This window comes from Alistipes sp. i18-0019-D1, from assembly GCF_042852885.1.
Lineage (GTDB): Bacteria > Bacteroidota > Bacteroidia > Bacteroidales > Rikenellaceae > Alistipes.
The window spans coordinates 3,542,383-3,558,893 of sequence record NZ_AP031424.1 but is presented as its reverse complement, the minus strand read 5'-3'; the positions used below and the strand labels follow the sequence as shown (position 1 = coordinate 3,558,893).

At 46.1% G+C, this 16,511-nt stretch carries 14 protein-coding genes and 1 other RNA gene; 2 read left to right on the top strand and 13 right to left on the bottom strand.

The window, feature by feature from the left end; genetic code table 11:
• Positions 1-9 precede the first annotated feature (9 nt).
• The 7 genes from ACGHP5_RS14840 to ACGHP5_RS14810 all read right to left on the bottom strand — a co-directional run bounded on the left by ACGHP5_RS14840 (position 10) and on the right by ACGHP5_RS14810 (position 7,353).
• Positions 10-1,131, bottom strand: a complete 1,122-nt coding sequence (locus tag ACGHP5_RS14840) for a hypothetical protein (protein WP_390567472.1) — start codon at positions 1,129-1,131, stop codon at positions 10-12.
• 12 nt (positions 1,132-1,143) lie between these two features.
• A complete protein-coding gene (locus tag ACGHP5_RS14835) occupies positions 1,144-1,344 on the bottom strand; it encodes a hypothetical protein (RefSeq protein ID WP_390567471.1) in 201 nt (66 codons plus the stop codon).
• Between the two features lie 351 nt (positions 1,345-1,695).
• Complete coding sequence (locus ACGHP5_RS14830; protein WP_390567470.1) at positions 1,696-3,903, bottom strand: hypothetical protein; 2,208 nt, start codon at positions 3,901-3,903, stop codon at positions 1,696-1,698.
• Positions 3,875-4,939, bottom strand: coding sequence for a hypothetical protein (locus ACGHP5_RS14825; RefSeq protein WP_390567468.1), 1,065 nt, complete (start codon positions 4,937-4,939; stop codon positions 3,875-3,877). The genes ACGHP5_RS14830 and ACGHP5_RS14825 overlap by 29 nt, the downstream gene beginning before the upstream one ends.
• 129 nt (positions 4,940-5,068) lie before the next feature.
• A complete protein-coding gene (locus tag ACGHP5_RS14820) occupies positions 5,069-5,950 on the bottom strand; it encodes a phosphodiester glycosidase family protein (RefSeq protein WP_390567466.1) in 882 nt (293 codons plus the stop codon).
• A complete protein-coding gene (locus ACGHP5_RS14815) occupies positions 5,950-6,312 on the bottom strand; it encodes a LytTR family transcriptional regulator DNA-binding domain-containing protein (RefSeq protein ID WP_390567464.1) in 363 nt (120 codons plus the stop codon). Before ACGHP5_RS14815 ends, ACGHP5_RS14820 begins: the two co-directional genes overlap by 1 nt.
• A 303-nt stretch (positions 6,313-6,615) precedes the next feature.
• Positions 6,616-7,353 carry a Fic family protein gene (locus ACGHP5_RS14810; protein WP_390567462.1) on the bottom strand — a complete coding sequence of 246 codons (738 nt, stop codon included), beginning with the start codon at positions 7,351-7,353 and terminating at the stop codon, positions 6,616-6,618.
• A 428-nt stretch (positions 7,354-7,781) separates the two neighbouring features.
• Here ACGHP5_RS14810 and ACGHP5_RS14805 point away from each other — a divergent pair, with 428 nt between their 5' ends.
• Positions 7,782-8,048, top strand: a complete 267-nt coding sequence (locus ACGHP5_RS14805) for a hypothetical protein (RefSeq protein WP_390567460.1) — start codon at positions 7,782-7,784, stop codon at positions 8,046-8,048.
• A gap of 35 nt (positions 8,049-8,083) precedes the next feature.
• Here the strand turns inward: ACGHP5_RS14805 and ACGHP5_RS14800 are convergent, their stop codons facing one another.
• Both ACGHP5_RS14800 and ACGHP5_RS14795 read right to left on the bottom strand, forming a co-directional pair.
• On the bottom strand, positions 8,084-9,100 hold the full coding sequence (locus ACGHP5_RS14800; protein WP_390567458.1) for a DUF3871 family protein: 1,017 nt from the start codon (positions 9,098-9,100) through the stop codon (positions 8,084-8,086).
• On the bottom strand, positions 9,069-9,809 hold the full coding sequence (locus tag ACGHP5_RS14795) for an AAA family ATPase (protein ID WP_390567456.1): 741 nt from the start codon (positions 9,807-9,809) through the stop codon (positions 9,069-9,071). Before ACGHP5_RS14795 ends, ACGHP5_RS14800 begins: the two co-directional genes overlap by 32 nt.
• 45 nt (positions 9,810-9,854) lie before the next feature.
• On the opposite strand from ACGHP5_RS14795, the gene ACGHP5_RS14790 reads away from it, so the two are divergent.
• Entirely contained in the window at positions 9,855-10,436 is a 582-nt protein-coding gene (locus ACGHP5_RS14790; RefSeq protein WP_390567455.1) for a peptide chain release factor 1, read from the top strand.
• A gap of 48 nt (positions 10,437-10,484) precedes the next feature.
• On the opposite strand, the gene ACGHP5_RS14785 is transcribed toward ACGHP5_RS14790, so the two are convergent.
• The 4 genes from ACGHP5_RS14785 to ACGHP5_RS14770 all read right to left on the bottom strand — a co-directional run bounded on the left by ACGHP5_RS14785 (position 10,485) and on the right by ACGHP5_RS14770 (position 16,229).
• Positions 10,485-10,757: a hypothetical protein gene (locus ACGHP5_RS14785; protein WP_390567453.1), complete on the bottom strand. Its 273-nt coding sequence runs from the start codon at positions 10,755-10,757 to the stop codon at positions 10,485-10,487.
• Positions 10,758-10,996: 239 nt separating this feature from the next.
• The gene (locus ACGHP5_RS14780) at positions 10,997-12,208 is read right to left on the bottom strand and encodes a site-specific integrase (RefSeq protein ID WP_390567451.1); all 1,212 of its coding nucleotides are present in this window, start codon (positions 12,206-12,208) and stop codon (positions 10,997-10,999) included.
• A 262-nt stretch (positions 12,209-12,470) separates the two neighbouring features.
• Positions 12,471-12,874, bottom strand: a transfer-messenger RNA (tmRNA) gene (gene ssrA / locus ACGHP5_RS14775).
• Positions 12,875-13,037: 163 nt separating this feature from the next.
• Complete coding sequence (locus ACGHP5_RS14770; protein WP_390567449.1) at positions 13,038-16,229, bottom strand: ATP-binding protein; 3,192 nt, start codon at positions 16,227-16,229, stop codon at positions 13,038-13,040.
• Positions 16,230-16,511 lie beyond the last annotated feature (282 nt).

Sequence of the window (16,511 nt, the reverse complement as noted above, 5' to 3'; positions counted from 1 at the left end):
AGTAAAACACTAATCATAATACTGGATGTCTCGGATTGTAATTGCAATGACACGCGACGTAAGGTCCTCATAAGATTTACCCATTTGCATTCTTAATTTAATCATATCTTCCGGGGACCGCCGATAGGCAATGCGATGTATCCACTCTCCGCGTTGATTATATTTGTACTTATAAATTATTGTTCCGGCATCCCATAATTTCCCCTTTTCAAAAACATCTACAGGTTCACTATGAGCTATCTCTTGCATTGTTTCTCCATCTATTGTAACTGTCTGAGCTTTATCATTCGTATAGAAAGCATGATTAACAGAAATAATATCATCGCTTAGATTGTATTCCCAAACATATCTATGCCAGCGCTGAATCTCAGTATTTTTCGTTGTTACAATATCTTGGTATATACAATTCCATTTTTCATCATAAGAATAATTATATTTTGTAACTGTTGCCGGATAATTCTCATATTGAGTAATTTCATTATATAGCAATTTTCCTGATTCGGCATCATACACCCAAGTACTTTCTTCTGTCTTTTCACCGTCTCTTGTAGTTGTATAATACTCAACTTTTTTACCAGCGGATGACGGCAGATATTCTACATCTGTTATAATTTTATTATCTCTAACAACTCTCATTAATCGGCCTTGGTCATCCCCAATTTGTATTTCTTCAAAAGAGAATGCATCATCACTATTTGGAATGTGTCCTCGTACTGTATTTTTTATTTTAAATGAATTATGCTTGGAATCTTTTGTAATTTCCAATACTGCACGTCCTTTTCCATACTGTATAATCTGTTTAGAACGCATTTCATCCTCTGGCTTCACATAATACACTCTTTTACGATAATCTTTTATATCTTTGATTAAAAGAACATTACCAAACTTATCATAATAGACTGTATCTGAATATGCTCCGGGAATTCCATGCTCTACTTGGCTAAAACCATAGGCTAAATCTAACTCAGAAGGAGCGCCACATATAACCTCTCCATTATCGAGAGTTAATGGTTCATAATGTTTGGTAATTATACATTTATGGGTTTCTTGTGGAAACTCCCATATATCAGCATCTCGACTACAACTACTTATTAATAAAGTCGAAATGATGAGGTATGATAATTTTTTCATATTTATTTGGAATTATCTACTTTGTTCAATTCGCTCTTTTTCCTCTCTTGTGAAATCACGGCCACATTGGACACAGATATAATCGTTGGTCTTACTTTGAAGATATCTAAGTCCACTAATCGGGGCACCGATAGTTTCTGGTTCAAATGCAGGATGTTCACAAGGGTTATCTCCCCATGCTTCACGGAGAGCTTCAGCTTTTTTAATATCCATAAGACGCACAGTTTTTTCTGCCGTCCCTCACAGATGGTTAGTCGTAAAAAGAAAGCGCAGGACTGAAAGCCTATTTTACTAAAGCAGGTTCTGGAATACCTCGATGGATAAAACAAGCAACAGCCCTACGCCTATATACTTGTGATAAGTATACGACGATAGGATAAGTTCGCTTATTCTCACCATCAATGAATTTTCCAGATTCGCTTTATGGGAATAAACTTACACTTTCCGTGTCAGTTAGTATGTCCCACAAAAGTAGAAAACTAACTCGGATAATGCAATAACTTATCCTAAATTTCAGGGCTGTTGCAAAGAACATTAAAAGCTATTTGTTCAGATAATGTCACATCATTTTTTAGACGGGCGGTAGTCTCGGTAATTATCACAAGCACCACGGATAATTTTCGCAGTTGCCGTATCCGGATATTTTTCAACAACCGTATGATAATGACATAACTGATGATGTGCATGTGCCGCACACTCATCGTCTGTAAACATCGCAAATGCATCTTTCAATAATATGTCACTCCGGCTTCGCGCCTTTTTACAACAGGCAGTCTCTGTCCAATCATTGACAACACTCCAGTATGATGTCCCGCGATAATACTGTGTCAAGGCCCAACAACGATCCATTGAATTGCGAATACCAACGGCGTAACGGATTAACATTTGCGCCTTGCGATTGGGATCAGTCGTCTGATTTGCTATTCGTTCCAAAGAGAGCATTTCGCGGGCAAAATTAAACTTGTAATCTGAATTGTCGTAAATTAAAACCTGACTATCTACGTTAAATGGATCTCGCTTCATATATCCGCCTCTATATGTGTTTAGTGTATATTGGAACGCCGACGGAACTTTACCCAGATATGCAACGGCCTCGGCATATCGCATCTCCCGCAGGCATTGTGTACCAATGATGTCATTAAAATAATCCAGACTGACATATCCTCTTGTATTTAAGAAATCATCAAATGCAGTTTGAGGATGTTTAAGCCTTTTGGTATAAGCAATAACATTGTCTACACCGATCGTATCCACCAGCATAAATAAAGAATTGCTATAATCAGAAGAATTCCACGAAGCATTTTTGCGATACTCGGCCATTGTGCCTGTTCTTGTGCTGTCTATGATGCAGCATGAATAAGTTTGCTTATCGACCAGATTATACAATCTGTTATCGGCCAAATTCGCGAGCTGTATTGCCCGGACACAATTCCCGTGTGCTATATATTTAGGGACAATGGTCGATAGGACAATTTTCCGCAGCATGTCATTCCAGTAATAGTAGCTGATATTGGCATTTAAGTAATATCCGTCTGCGGTCTCTTTCACAACTCGCTCATCTATATTGTCTATTATCTTCTTATCGAGCCACCGCAACTGACCAAATAGTGTTTGTTCATAAGCTGCATTACAAGGCAACAACTTCGCATCGAGATAGATTCGCAGAATTTTGATCGATTCTTTAGTAAACTTATCTCCCCGGGCATGCTCCGCCTTAGTTAACAGATCGGATGCTTGCTGCACTTTTCCATTTTTATCCGCAATATACGCAGCCGTATAGTACCACATTGCAGGATTGGCAGTCTTGCCTTCTGAAATAGCCTTTAATGCAAATTCAGAAAGAGGGAGAAGTGATGCCCACCACCCATCACTAGGTTCACCCCAACCATCAGACATTTCCTCAATGAATCGAATCAGTTGTTGTGTCGTGCTAGCCAGCATTGGCGAGTTCGGACAATATTTATAGACCAACTCCATTTGCTCGATTTCGCTGGTTTGTTTACCTTGCTTACCTGCACAGTAGAGCAACGAGCTAACATCCCCACATTCTGCATAAATCTGTTTTGCTTTTTCAATAGCCCCTGTCCGAAAATATGCGCCCGCAACATAAGGCCATATCATCTTTTTCAACAAGTTATCAGGAAGCTTATTTTGCATGTCATTCCAATAATTGATGCATTTATCGTATTGGGCGGTTGCAAATAGGGCACGAATTGCCTGCAAAGCATAACGATCTTGCAATCGTTTACCCCCATACGCTTGAGCTTGCGCGGCAACATCTGTTAATGTTAAGCTGACGTGATCGTTGTCTGTCGGATAGTACCACGGAGAACTTTGCTCCCAGCGAATTTTCTCGCAAAGCTTAGCAAGCAATAGAAACTCTGCGACTTCTCGATCTTTGTGCGAAACGATCCATTTGACAAACTGATTCTGCATCAGAGAGTCTTTCGCATTTGGCTGCGCAATAAGCTGAGGTATCCGTGCAATATCCTCGTAAGTAGATTTATAGACCGCTTTATAGATATCCTCAACAGGAATCTCGGCGGCGGTCTGCTTCTGCCAAAGTTCGCAGTTTAGTCTCGACTCACTCTTCAACTTAAGACGACCATACTCATCCTCAATGCACAACTCTCTATCATTCTCTGGATTATAGATGCGAAATGTATAATAATCCCGAGGAGTATACCACGGGCCACCGCACGGATGGGCCTGCTGCATTGGCAACAAAGAGAGTAGGAAGGCACTAACGATTGTATATATACATGATTTCATCGGGTGTGTATTTTGAAAGGTTTGCAGAATCCAGATGGTAAAGTATGACGGAATAGTTGTCTCCACCCAGTTCTTTCTCGACACGACATTGCGTCTTCAATATCTCGACATAGCGAGAATTTTCCAGCCGTATTATATCGCCCCTCAAGAGTTCGTGCGACTCTAAGTAGTGATCTTTAACGACCTTATAAGTTCCTTTTTTGAGTGATTGATAATATGTTTTATCAGAAAAATTGATTGTGCGCAATATGGCTCTGAATTTATTATCCCGAAACCACACGCCCCACGAAAAAGTCGGATATGCAAAATCAAGATGTAACGGATAAACAGCATTTTTCAGATAAAATTCAATATCCGAGTAATTCAATATGGAATTTTCAGTATCAGCGCTTTTTAATGCGCCAGTATTATACAACATCAGCACACCCCGATCAACGGGAGGAGGGTCTTTTCGCAATTGATGCAATCGGATCGTGGCACTTAATCCGACACCTCGCCTATACAAAGTATCTTTCGCAATCCTACATAATTCAAAATAGCTTTCCTGCGTCGTTCCTGTCCAGTCACAGTCAAACTGCACCTCGCTTATATTCGAGATTTTATGACGTGTGGCCATTGCCAAGATTCTGGTGGTAATTTTATCTGCATATTCTGCCTCCTTCCCCTTGACACTCCGCAGAGCCTCAAGCGTAATGTATACAGTAGGAACGATCTCTAGCCCGGCAGGAGGAGTTTGCGCAAACACAGTAGTTGCGATAGGTACTACGGTCAATTTCTCTTCAAGCCAACTATTATCCAGCGCTACGTCGAAAAATCGGATATACAACCGCTGTACATCGTACTTTTGCAAGAAATCCAATTCTGTCTTCGTCGGATCAAATGTTGTTTTCCAAAAATAAATCGAGTTACATTCCCGATGCGCTTTAACTATCCCGGTTTGCAGAGAATCTATCTTCTCAGAACCGGGGCTTTGTGTTACGGGTTGTCCGCATCCAATCGTCAGCAATCCGCAGAAGATCATTAAAAACCGACTCATGTGTAAATATCTAATTATTAAGTGTTTTATTGCAACAAATATCAAAAAAAGATTTCGTACAACATTGGGATTCTCCCGCCATTGTACGAAATCTAATCTGTACTGTACGAAATAGCTTTGCTCGTGCGATTATCTACGTCGCCAAACAATATAGCTTGCATTTTTAGGCAGACGTGGATTCTCTATTCCGAACTCACTCCGCTTACCATTGTCATCAACAGCCCACCCAAACGCAGAACTGCCAACTAAATAAATTGCATTAGTCATTCCTAAATCAACTAATGCCTGCGCAAAGTCATGGAAAGACTCTCCCGTACCGCTTTCAACCATCATAATCTCACCATTGCGATCACATAAGGCTCGACGAACAGCTTTATTCTTCGGTTCATTCTCTACTAACCTACCATTATCGACTAATGGATATTGACGAAAAAAATAACCATTTTTTTCAGTCGCTTCTTCAAATAATGGAGAGTTATTAGCTATACCAATAGTTATTTTATCGTCTATAATTGCGCAATAGCCTGTTTTCGACAATCCCCAAGCCAAAGGCTCCCCTTTCAATACAAATGCCCCAACAATTTTTCGATTATCCCGACGAATATCAGCAGCTTGTGCCGCGAAAATGATACTGGTATCACGTTTATCCAAACGTCCTACATGTAACGACATTTTGGCATTGTGCGGAATATAAATGCGTAATGGAATATCATTAATCACCGTATCTTGTATTTCAATAAATCCACGGGCCAATGAATCGACCTCTCGACCAAATTTTTCCAGTGTTACATCCACAGAATGTTCGATTCTCGGTTGTGGTTCAAAATAGGTTTGCTCATTCGGAACTTGAAACTTTTCACCAAGTATAAATACAGCTACAACAATTATGAAAATAGCTGCGATCACAACTCCGCCCCACATCCACCATCTATGTGAATTGGATTGTGTTGCATTACAGTCACCTCCAATTACTCGGATTTCATCGTCCCTAATATCTTTTTCCGTTTTCATTACCAGCCCTCCTTTTCCAAAAACTCCTTCAATTGTTTCAATGCTTCTCGCGATGCTGTAACAGAATGATTAACAGTCTCGACATCCGACAACACAAGTTTTTGCTTCGGAACATTAATATAATATATGTAGGAGCGGTTAATAATCAAACTTTTGCCAATGCGAATAAAGATGTTTCCTTCGACGCCAAGTTGACTGGCAATCATTTTTTCGATTTGCCCTAACTGGAATGACAACATACGCATTTCTCCATCAGCTTGCACAAGAGTGGAATAATTCCCATCCGATGAAATATAAACAATCCGGTCAGGCGCAATTCGCACAAGATCGTTCGAAGTGGATATAATCAAATGCTTCTTCATCGGTTATTCTATCGAGAAACAAAAATAGCCAAGTTATTCCTTATAGACAAAGTTTCTAATATAGAATGTATGAAATAGCCGATTTTCTGTATAAAATCACTATGGCACAACATTTACTCTTGCTTGCGGGGGTCTGCCCTGATGTAAGCCACAAGGCAGATTATAGCCCAGACAACAAGCGTTATATACAAATCTTTCATAAGCGAGAATTTAAAGTTAAATCGGATTTACCCCCTGAGGGGAGGGCAAAAATAAAGAGGCATGGATTGCTCCACACCTCTCCTTGTATTCAAACCTCCGGAGCTATCCCCGGATGATTTTCAGATAGTATTCCAGACTTTGAATCACCACATCTTCAATGAACTCCACAAAAGCCGAGTTATCCCCCGAAGATGCTTCTTCCAAAGTTTGGTAGTAGCGGCGTCTCGTGTCATTATCCCCTTTGATATTGGCAATGGGATAGCCGTGTTGCATCAATATAAGATTCATCAGCAGGCGTGCTGTCCGGCCATTTCCATCTATAAAGGGATGAATAGATACGAATTTCTCGTGCATCTGAGCTGCCAATACAACCGGATGCATGGAATCCTTGTTTGCCTCATACCATTGAAACAGCTCATCCATTTTGGGCTGTAACAAATAAGGTTGAGGTGGAATGTGTTTACTACCGCTGATAATGACAGGTACACGGCGGTATTTTCCGGCATTCTCCTTATCTATGCTGTGCAGGACAATGGAGTGAATATCCAACAGCACCCTTTCCGAGACAGGCTCTTTTTTCTGTGCTATGTCCTTGATAAAGTCAATAGCTTCTTTGTGGTTGATAGCTTCCAGATGCTCCCTCAGCCCTTTGCCTGCAATGGTAATGCCTTTGTTGACCACCATTTCCGTCTCATTGAGGGTCAAAGTATTTCCCTCGATGCGGTTGCTGTCATAGGTATACTCAATCTCCAGAGCCTCCGTAATGCGGTAATTCTCATTGGCCCTGTATTGATTCAGTTCACCTAAAAGGGTATCTATTTGTTTCAACTTGTCATCCATACGCACAAAAATACACAAATTTCAGACAAAAGATAATTTCCGTCGCTCTTTTGGAGGGCTTGTACACCTATCTTTCTATTATATAAGGAAGATAGATGTACAGCCTATACGCAGATAGATTGTATTATTATAACCAACTAAGTGCGCATCCTCCAACTTTCATATCATAATGGAGAAAGGGTGAGAAGGATAGTGATATTCTAAAGTGTGTGAGTGATAAGACTGAGGTGTGGGTTGGATAGAAAGAGGGTTTGGAATCTCAGTTAGTCATTCTACACACTTAGTTTTGGAATATATAGAAAAGTAAGTGCGTAAATTATACATCGCAGATTTTAGTGATTTCGTGACATTTTTTTGTGACAAGTTTAGGCAGGAAATTCAATTCCCATTTTATAAGTTTGTTGTATAATTCTAAAAATAGACACATTATGAATGAACAAACATCTTATTTATTGAAAAACTGGCTTGAAAATGCGCCAGAGAGTTGCCATCCATACGATATGGAAAAGTTTTACCAATTTATGCATGCTCTGTTAGAATACGATGATGGGATATTGGATTCCGACGAGTTCTTCAACACAATTAGAGAAACCAATATTGATTGGTCTCCGGAATATATTGAGGAATTCGCTAATTCATGGGAAAGTAGAATTGATACAATCGTTGGATTCTGCCAATACAATTCATCAAAGTAGTAAAGTAGCCCCTATTAATTAAAGGGGCTACTTTTTTACTCCACAAACCACCTGTACTCACTCTCTCCATAAAGGGCCTTATTGATGCCCTCTGCCAACTGTGAGGCATTGAGTGCCCTGTCCAAGAAATTGTCGATGTAGGAGGACTTATTGGCCCCTGTCAGGAGGTTATAGACCCTCCACATGGAAATCTCCCGGCCGAATGCATCCACCCCGAAATCCTCGTCTTGGTAGTAGGCTCTTGCCACCAGATTGATTTGGGTGTCTGTCATCAGGAGCTGAGGCAGTTTTCGTTTCTCCTCCTGCGGCAGACATTGATAAAGCCGGGACTTACCCAGAAACTGAGCAAACTGGTGTTCCGTCATGGAGGAACTCAGCAGGTTTTGCATCTGTCTTGTGTGCTTCTCCGGATTATAGAGCTGAAACAGCTCCATGACAGCCTTAAAGAGAGATTGTGTGTTCATTACCTTGATTTCACTTTTATAGCCGTCCGTACTGACACACATATTACAGCAAACCATGTTTTTGAAGCCCACGAAGACCTTGAATTTCTCCGCAGATTTCCTGTTGTAGAGGTTTTCATGGTTGTAGGCCCTTACTCCTCCTACCGTCAGCTTTAAGGGGTTTCCGTCGATGTCCTCGTGGATAGTGGGAATTTCAAAGCAGAACATCATCCGCTCGTAGTAGATGGTCTTGTCTGTCTCCAAAAGCTGGTTCACGGGCTTATGGATAGCTTCGGGGATTCTCCCCTTGATGATATGGCTTACCCTTATCTCAGGGCTGTCGATGCTCTCTCCCCGAAAGAACTCCTGTGCCGCCTCATAGACTGTCTCCACAAAGGCCGGATGGGAGATGGTCACCTCATTGTCTTTGGAGAAGACAGGAACCACACAATCCTCTTGCAGATGCCGTAAGGTGACAGCTTTGGTGTTGGCTTCCACAAAGGGTTTCAAAGGTTCCTCTTCCGCATGGTCAGAGGCTGGAAGAATCGGAGATACTGGCAGGGGAATCAGATTTTGTCTAACAGGATGGAGCTGGAGTGCTGTTTCCATAGTTTTGGGATGTTTGGGGTTGTACGATAGTTTGCTGGGAATTGAGGTTGCACCAGTTCAGGATGGCTTGCCCTACTTTCGGGGTGATGGTAAATTCGGGACGGCCCATGAATAGCCCTGTCCGGTCTTTGGAAGCCTGCACATGGTGTTTGAGGTCTATGTCCAAGACGACGGTAAATTCATAGTCCATGCCATCCCTTTGCATGGCTTTCAGCCCTACTTTTTCGGGGACTAACTTGCCATTCTTCTCATTGAGCACATAATCCTGTTTGGTACGCATGGTACAGATGATATGTGCCGGAGATTGGAGGATTTTCTGCACAAAGGCATTCTGACGGGGTGTGACCTTGGCCCAGTTGGCAAAGGAGTTGCCTTGCAGTCCTGCGTGGAAATCCAGCAGATAGTCCCAGCATTGGGAAATACTGTCCACAATGATTACCTCCATGCCTGCATTTTCACAGAGGGCAATAGCCTCGATGTAGTGTTCCGGGGAGTAGTCTCCTCCGAGGGAAACCACATTATAAGTTCCCAGATGGGCATAGAGGTCAGCAGAGCCATTTTCTGAATCTATGACGGCAATTTTAGACCAGTCGGAGGTCAGGCCATAAGCTAATAAAAGGGCTGAATAGGTTTTCCCGGAACCTGCACAGCCTTGGAGGGCTAATTTGATTTTGGCCCGGTGTCTTGTAGAGGGGCGGATGGTTAACATAGGAATAAAAGATAAAATTGTTATTTTTGTGAAAAATATAATATTATGGCTTGCAAAACACTTGAAGAATCAATCACAGAGGCATTAGCAATAAAAGCTAGCATATATGAAGTTAAATATGGTTATTCTATTTCCGATACTTCTCGTTATGAAATCTGGAAACAATCAACTATTCGGATATTATCCGCAGAATTTCCGGGAGACAGATGTATAGAAGATTTTGAAAACGCTATTACATCTTTCCAAAGTGGCTATCGGTCCCCATCTTCTTTCGACATGCTCATAGGAGTACTAACAGCTTGTAGAGATAATCCAACAATTATTCGAAAAAATTCTATTACACCTTCAAGCAAAGGGGATAAAGCAATAAATATAAATGTTAATCAGACTCAGACCCAGACACAAAAACAGGCTCAAAGTATAGCTATTGAGATATTTATAGACGCGGTTAGAGATGAATTAACAGGTAAGCAGGTTAAAGAAATAAAAGAGATTTATGCACAGGAGCCAGATGTTAAAAAGGCTCGCACTAAAATATTTGATAAAATAAAGAGTTTCGGATCAGATGTAGCGTCTAATGTTTTAGCAAATATTCTAACCAATCCGGCTATCTGGGGAAATTTATAAAACAGGCAGAAAGCCCAAAGCCTCCTGCCTGTATTGAGAGTGAAAAGCCTAAAACACAGCCAATGTAGGTGCTCCTCCCTCTCCACGCTGGTGGAGCATCATAAACATCTCCCCTGTCTCGGCATTGCACACTTGAGAGACCACAGGGTCCGTCAGAAGCCCCTCTTCCACTTTCCGGCTGCAAGGGCCACACTCACAGCCATAGACGAAGAATACCTTGCCTGTGTGGGGATTTCGCTTTACCTCCAGCTTATCAACCTCCTGCTGGGCTTTGAACTGAGCAACCTCCCATGTCTTGATGAATTTCAGAGTACTTTCCATACCAAAATTTGATTTTAAAGGATTGTGACGGGGGACTATCCCCCACGCCGTAGGCGGGGAGGGGTCAGGTGGGGATTGGAATGGATTTGTGCGGATAAAGCTGGAAAAAAATTAAAAAATAAAATTTTTGGATTCCTTTGACTCAGTAAATTATGTCTTATTAATAATATACTTGCTCAGGGCTTAGGACTGAGATTAGAAAGGAAAAGGGCTGGAGTTAGATACTCCAGCCCTTATGCTTATTCATTTTCTCCTATCAGCTCTGATTCGATTTTATCCATATCACGTTCAATGGAACCATTCAGAATCTTGGCATAATGCTGGGTCATGCGCACGCTACTATGACCTAACATTTTCGAAACATTTTCCAACGAAGCTCCATTTGCCAAAGTAACCGTCGTGGCGAAAGTATGCCGGGCACAGTGTGTCGTCAGATTTTTAGTTATTCCGCACAACGTCGCCAGCTCTTTGAGGTAAGCGTTCATCTTCTGATTACTCGGTACAGGCAATAGCTTTCCCGTCGCAGCCCGATATTCCGCATATTTCTCCAAAATACGCAATGCCGGGCGCAATAAAGGGATGTTACACATATTGTTGGTCTTGTTTCGGGCTTTTCGCAACCACTGCCTACCCCGCTTACCCTCGACGATATTTTCCGTGCTGAGAGAGGCCACATCGACATAAGCTAATCCGGTCAGACAACAAAACAGAAAAACATCGCGAACCTGTTCCAAACGCGAAATGCCGATCTGCTTTTCTTCCAGCCGTTTCAACTCATCCTGCGTCAAAAATTCCCGTTCAACTGTTTGCATTCTAAGAGGTAGCAAATCTATTGGATTGGTCTGAATAAGTCCCCGCGTTTTTGCAAGATTCACAATCTTGCTCAGATTACGCAAATACTTGACCGTCGTGTTGTTATTGTTACTCCGAACCGTCATTAAGTAATGCTGATACTCCTCCATGAGTTGTGCATCCAACGCTTTAACCTCTATATCGCCGATGCCGCGAGTCGCTGTCAAAAACTCCCGGAACAGTTTCAGCGAGGTCAGATGCCGTTTATAGGTATTGGCAGCCACCGTCTTTCCAATCAGTTCTTTCATCCGGGAATTGTGCTCCTCATAAAGTTTGCACAGCATTTCACCCTCCGGCTGTTCAACACCTCGGTATTGCCGCATTACCTCTTGAACGCTTACCTGCTTACCCTCGGCCAACAACCCTTTTTCAATGTCGTAAATCCGAAACTCCTGCTGGTCGAGATACTCGTTCAACTGTTTGTTTACGAGGGTATTGTTCCTTACCCTGCCTTTGGCCGTAACCCATTGGGACGGCATAGTGCTCCGCCGAAGCGAGCACTCAACATACTCCTGATGGGAGGAGACACGCATAAAGATAGGCACAGAGCCATCTTTAAGCGGTTTCCTCCGCTTAACAAAAAATAAAATGGATAGCATCGTTACGATGAATTTATCGGGAAATCCGATGGTACAAAGATAAGTAAAATAAACGAGTTTTGCAAGCGTAAAATACTGCAATACAGAGAAATATACAGTACTCTCTTGGACTTTTACTTGGACTTGGGAAGTCCAACTGCAACTCCCATGAATTCTCCAAGTAAACTCTTTCCGAATCCTGCCGAGAACTGCATACAGGGCACAAAAAGAAAATCCCGTAATTCTCAGAATTACAGGATTTTTCTCATAACTACTTGATTTTCAGTGGAGGTGGCGGGAGTCGAACCCGCGTCCAAACAGGGAACCCGAAAGCTTTCTACACGCTTAGCCGCCATTTGATCCTTCTCCCCGTGCCTGGCAGGCAGCGACCGAACACGAGGCCCAGTTCCTTGATTTTCGCGCACCGGCCGGAACACTCCGGCGCACTATCTCTAAATGGATGATACCCCGTATGAAGAGCCGTTAAAGAGCGGAACGTCCCTTCGGGATACTCGTCGCCAAAGCGCCTGGGCTTCGGCGATTAAGCCAATTTTCCTTGAAAATTAGGCAGCGAGTGCAAGGCTGTTATTGCCATTTGTAGTTTGAGCATCGGGATTAACGAGCCGCCACACAGCGCTCGGCGTGCTTACAATCAAACTCTGCCTGCTGTCAAAACCAGGCACCCCCGGTCTTTCCGCGCAAAGTCAATCGGAAACGGTGCAAAGATAGTACAAACCGCGGGCATTCGCAAATTTATTTGACAAATGCCGTGCGCAGCCCCGCCGGACCGAAGGCATCGGCTGTGGGATTTCCCGGATCCGGAGCCTCCGCGGCCGGAAACCGTCCCCGCTTATCCGTTCCGAAGCAGCTGGCGGAGCGTCTGCCGCAGTTTGTCGCCCGTGAGGGGTTTGGCGAGATACTCGTTACACCCGGCATCGAGGGCCTTCTGGCGGTCACGGTCGTAGGCGAACGCCGTCACGGCGATGATCGGAACTTGACTGCCGCTGCTGCGAATCTGCCGCGTGGCCTCCAGTCCGTCCATCACGGGCATCCGAATATCCATCAGCACCGCATCGGGGTTCGTCTGCGCGCAGAGCCGCACGGCCTCCGCGCCGTTGCCGGCGCGGATCACGTCGTACTCCTTCTTGAGCATCAGCGACACCAGCAGGTAGTTGCTGTCGGTGTCCTCGGCGACCAGCAGCAAAGGCCGTTTGCCGTCGCGGGCCGCCGGCACGAGCGCAGGCGGCGCCCCGGCCGGATGTTCCGGCGCGCAGGCGCACGAGCCGACCGGCACGGTGAACCAGAAACGCGAACCCTTGCCGAGTTCCGATTCGACGCCGATATGCCCGCCCATCTGTTCGACGATCGACTTCGAGATCGACAGTCCCAGCCCCGTGCCCTGCACGAAATTGTTGAGCTTGACAAACCGTTCGAAGATATTTTTCAGATGTTCCCGGTCGATGCCCGTACCGGTGTCCTCGACCGAAAAACGCACGTTGTCCCCCTCGATTGCATAGTCGAGCGTAATGCTGCCTTCGGCGGTGAATTTGAGGGCGTTGTTGATGAAGTTGGTGATGATCTGCGTCAGCCGGTTCTTGTCGCCCAGGATGCAACACCGTTCCTCGCGGCGGATGAAACGCAACTCGACGGGGCGGTCCTGCACCTTGAGGCTCAGCGACCGCACGACCTCCTCGCACATTTGGTTGACATCGACCGAACCGAAGTTGAAGTCGAATGTCCCGGCCTCGATTTTCGAAAGGTCGAGAATGTCGGATATGAGTTGGAGCAGCAGGTCGTTGTTCTCCTCGACCACATGGATGTATTCGTTCCGCTCCACGGGGTCGTCGGTCTCGGCCAGCAGGTTCGAGAAGCCCACGATGGCGTTGAGCGGCGTGCGGATCTCGTGGCTCATGTTGGCCAGGAAGGCCGATTTGAGACGGTCGCTGACCTCGGCCTTGTTCTTGGCCTCGATCAGCCGTTTCTCGGTCATCTTCAGCTCCGTGATGTCGTAGTTGACGCAGACCATCTCGATCTTTTTCGGATCGTTGTTCATCGGGTTGCGCACCACGTTGATCCGGGTCCAGTTCTCCGAACCGTCGTCGTTCAGGATATGCAGGTCGAGGTTGAAGCTGTCCGACTCGTTCGCCTTGACGCGCGTGATCTCCCGGATAATCGCGTCGCGGTCGGCCGGGTCGACATGCGGGTAGATGCCGATGATCTCCCGGAGCGGCGTTTCGGGCTTCTCCCCGAGGTTCAGATACCACTGCGGGACTCCGTCGCCCTCCTTGGTCAGCAGGTCGAAACGGCAGTAGCCCATTTTCCCCAGGCGGCTCACCAGCGAGAACGAGGTTTCGAACTCCGCGAGCCGCGAGTGGGCGCGGTTGATCTCCGTATTGTCGATGTTGATCAGCATGAAGTTGGCCAGCCGCCCCTGCGAGTCGTAGAGCATGTTGACCGTGGTGTAAATCTCCAGGAATCCGGTTTTCGCCGAGGTGTAGTAGCCGCCCAGCCGGTCGAAGGGATAGTTGAGCCGGAAGGCCTGTTCGCGCCCCTGACGGACGCCCTCGCGGATCTCCTGCGGCACGAGCGGATTCTCGAAGAAGTTCAGTCCCACGGCGTCCTCTTTCCGGGAAACGCCGAAGATCTCCATGTCCTTGTTGTTGATGTCGACCAGCCTGCCGTCGGGGTCGTAAAGCTCCACGCCGACCTGGATGTTGTCGAAGATGTTGCGCAGCAGTTTCTCGTTGCGCTGGATCGTCTCGTGTGCCTGGTGGATTTCGGTCTGGTCGAGGAAAAAGCCCGTGATCTCGTCCTCGCCCGTGGAGTAGAGAACGTAGTGCAGGTAACGGTCCCCGGGGTCGGCGCAGATGTCGCCTTCGACGTAACTGCCCGTCCGGAGCACCTCGGCGGGGCCTGCGAGGTGTTTTTCCAGGTCGATGCCCAGTTCGGAGGCCGTGCGTCCGATGTACGTCTCCCGGGAAGCGCCCACGATTTCGTCCGTGGCGTCGTTCGTCTCGACGATCCGGTAGTCGCACAGCGCCCCGTCCTCGCCGTAGAGCAGCTTCATCCGGACGTAGCCCAGGGGCATGTGGCGGTAGAGGCTTTGCAGATAGAGCCGGTCGTCTTGCGCCGCCTGCTCGGAACGCTGCAACTCGAGGCACAGACCGATGATATTGACCAGCGAGGCAAACCACTGGCAGTCCTCGTTGGTCCAGCTCCGGTGCTCCCCGACGATGTCGATACCGGCATACCCCCACACCTTGTCGCGGGAGACCAGCGGCATGATGATCAGCGACTTTATATCCTGCACCTCCAGCAGATCATGTTCGCCCGACGCCTCGGGAGGCAGTTCGTCGAGGTCCGAAAGGATGATCGGCAGGTTTTGCTGGATATGCTCCGTCCACCACGGGAAATCGTCCATCGGGAGCGAACTCAAACGGTCCTGCTCGCTGGAAACCCCGTCCGCCGTCACTTCATAGGTGCAGTCGTGCGTGCGCCGCTCCCAGTCGAACTCGATGATATAGGCGCGTCCGCCGCGGAACATCGTGAGCACCTCGTGGAGTATCTTGTTCACCGTGTCTCCGGTCTTCCCGGTGTGCAGCAGCGACAGCAGCGTGTGCGAAATGCTGGTGAGGCGGTAGAGCAAATCGTCGATACGCGCCTTGTCAGGCCCGACCGTCCCCTCCCCCTGCGCCGGTCCGGCAGGCCGCACGTAACCGATCAGCATATCGCCATCGGGTGCGGTCTCGCGGTGAATCAATTTCCACACGAACCACTGCTGCCGCCCGTCGGGCAGGACCAACGGGAGCGTGCGTTCGAGCGTGCTATCACCGTGGAACAGGCAAGTTTCGGAGCCGGAATAACGCATGTAAGGCTCCGGAATATGGCTTTTGAATTCGTCGAATCCGATTTCCGGAGTCGGAAACCGGAGCAGGTCCTGCAAAAAACCGGACATGCGGATAACCCGGCGGGACATGTCCGCTTCCCACCAGCCGGCATTCATATCCCGCATGACCGCTTGCAGAATCTCGTGTTCTTTCATAATTTTGTCAAATCCCTGGAAAAAGGCATCTAACAAAAGTAGGCATTGAGGCCGGAATATGCAAATAATGGGTAGCGTTTTTAGACACAAATCCGTTCTGCGCAAGGCACATTCCGGCCACAGCCGTCCTCCGGGCGAAAACGGAGCGCTTTTTCGCCGGACGGAAGAAGGGTATACGAATATTTTGCTTATCTTTGGCTTCGCCTTAGATACTCCGCTTCAACAATGCTCAAATAAATTTGGCATTGTATTCGGCTTATTCGTATCTTTGGGGGCGGGGTC

Coding starts and splice junctions, on each gene's coding strand:
- ACGHP5_RS14840 (WP_390567472.1), bottom strand. CDS start 1,131: ATGAAAAAATTATCATACCTCATCATTTCGACTTTATTAATAAGTAGT.
- ACGHP5_RS14835 (WP_390567471.1), bottom strand. CDS start 1,344: ATGGATATTAAAAAAGCTGAAGCTCTCCGTGAAGCATGGGGAGATAAC.
- ACGHP5_RS14830 (WP_390567470.1), bottom strand. CDS start 3,903: ATGAAATCATGTATATATACAATCGTTAGTGCCTTCCTACTCTCTTTG.
- ACGHP5_RS14825 (WP_390567468.1), bottom strand. CDS start 4,939: ATGAGTCGGTTTTTAATGATCTTCTGCGGATTGCTGACGATTGGATGC.
- ACGHP5_RS14820 (WP_390567466.1), bottom strand. CDS start 5,950: ATGAAAACGGAAAAAGATATTAGGGACGATGAAATCCGAGTAATTGGA.
- ACGHP5_RS14815 (WP_390567464.1), bottom strand. CDS start 6,312: ATGAAGAAGCATTTGATTATATCCACTTCGAACGATCTTGTGCGAATT.
- ACGHP5_RS14810 (WP_390567462.1), bottom strand. CDS start 7,353: ATGGATGACAAGTTGAAACAAATAGATACCCTTTTAGGTGAACTGAAT.
- ACGHP5_RS14805 (WP_390567460.1), top strand. CDS start 7,782: ATGAATGAACAAACATCTTATTTATTGAAAAACTGGCTTGAAAATGCG.
- ACGHP5_RS14800 (WP_390567458.1), bottom strand. CDS start 9,100: ATGGAAACAGCACTCCAGCTCCATCCTGTTAGACAAAATCTGATTCCC.
- ACGHP5_RS14795 (WP_390567456.1), bottom strand. CDS start 9,809: ATGTTAACCATCCGCCCCTCTACAAGACACCGGGCCAAAATCAAATTA.
- ACGHP5_RS14790 (WP_390567455.1), top strand. CDS start 9,855: ATGGCTTGCAAAACACTTGAAGAATCAATCACAGAGGCATTAGCAATA.
- ACGHP5_RS14785 (WP_390567453.1), bottom strand. CDS start 10,757: ATGGAAAGTACTCTGAAATTCATCAAGACATGGGAGGTTGCTCAGTTC.
- ACGHP5_RS14780 (WP_390567451.1), bottom strand. CDS start 12,208: ATGCTATCCATTTTATTTTTTGTTAAGCGGAGGAAACCGCTTAAAGAT.
- ACGHP5_RS14770 (WP_390567449.1), bottom strand. CDS start 16,229: ATGAAAGAACACGAGATTCTGCAAGCGGTCATGCGGGATATGAATGCC.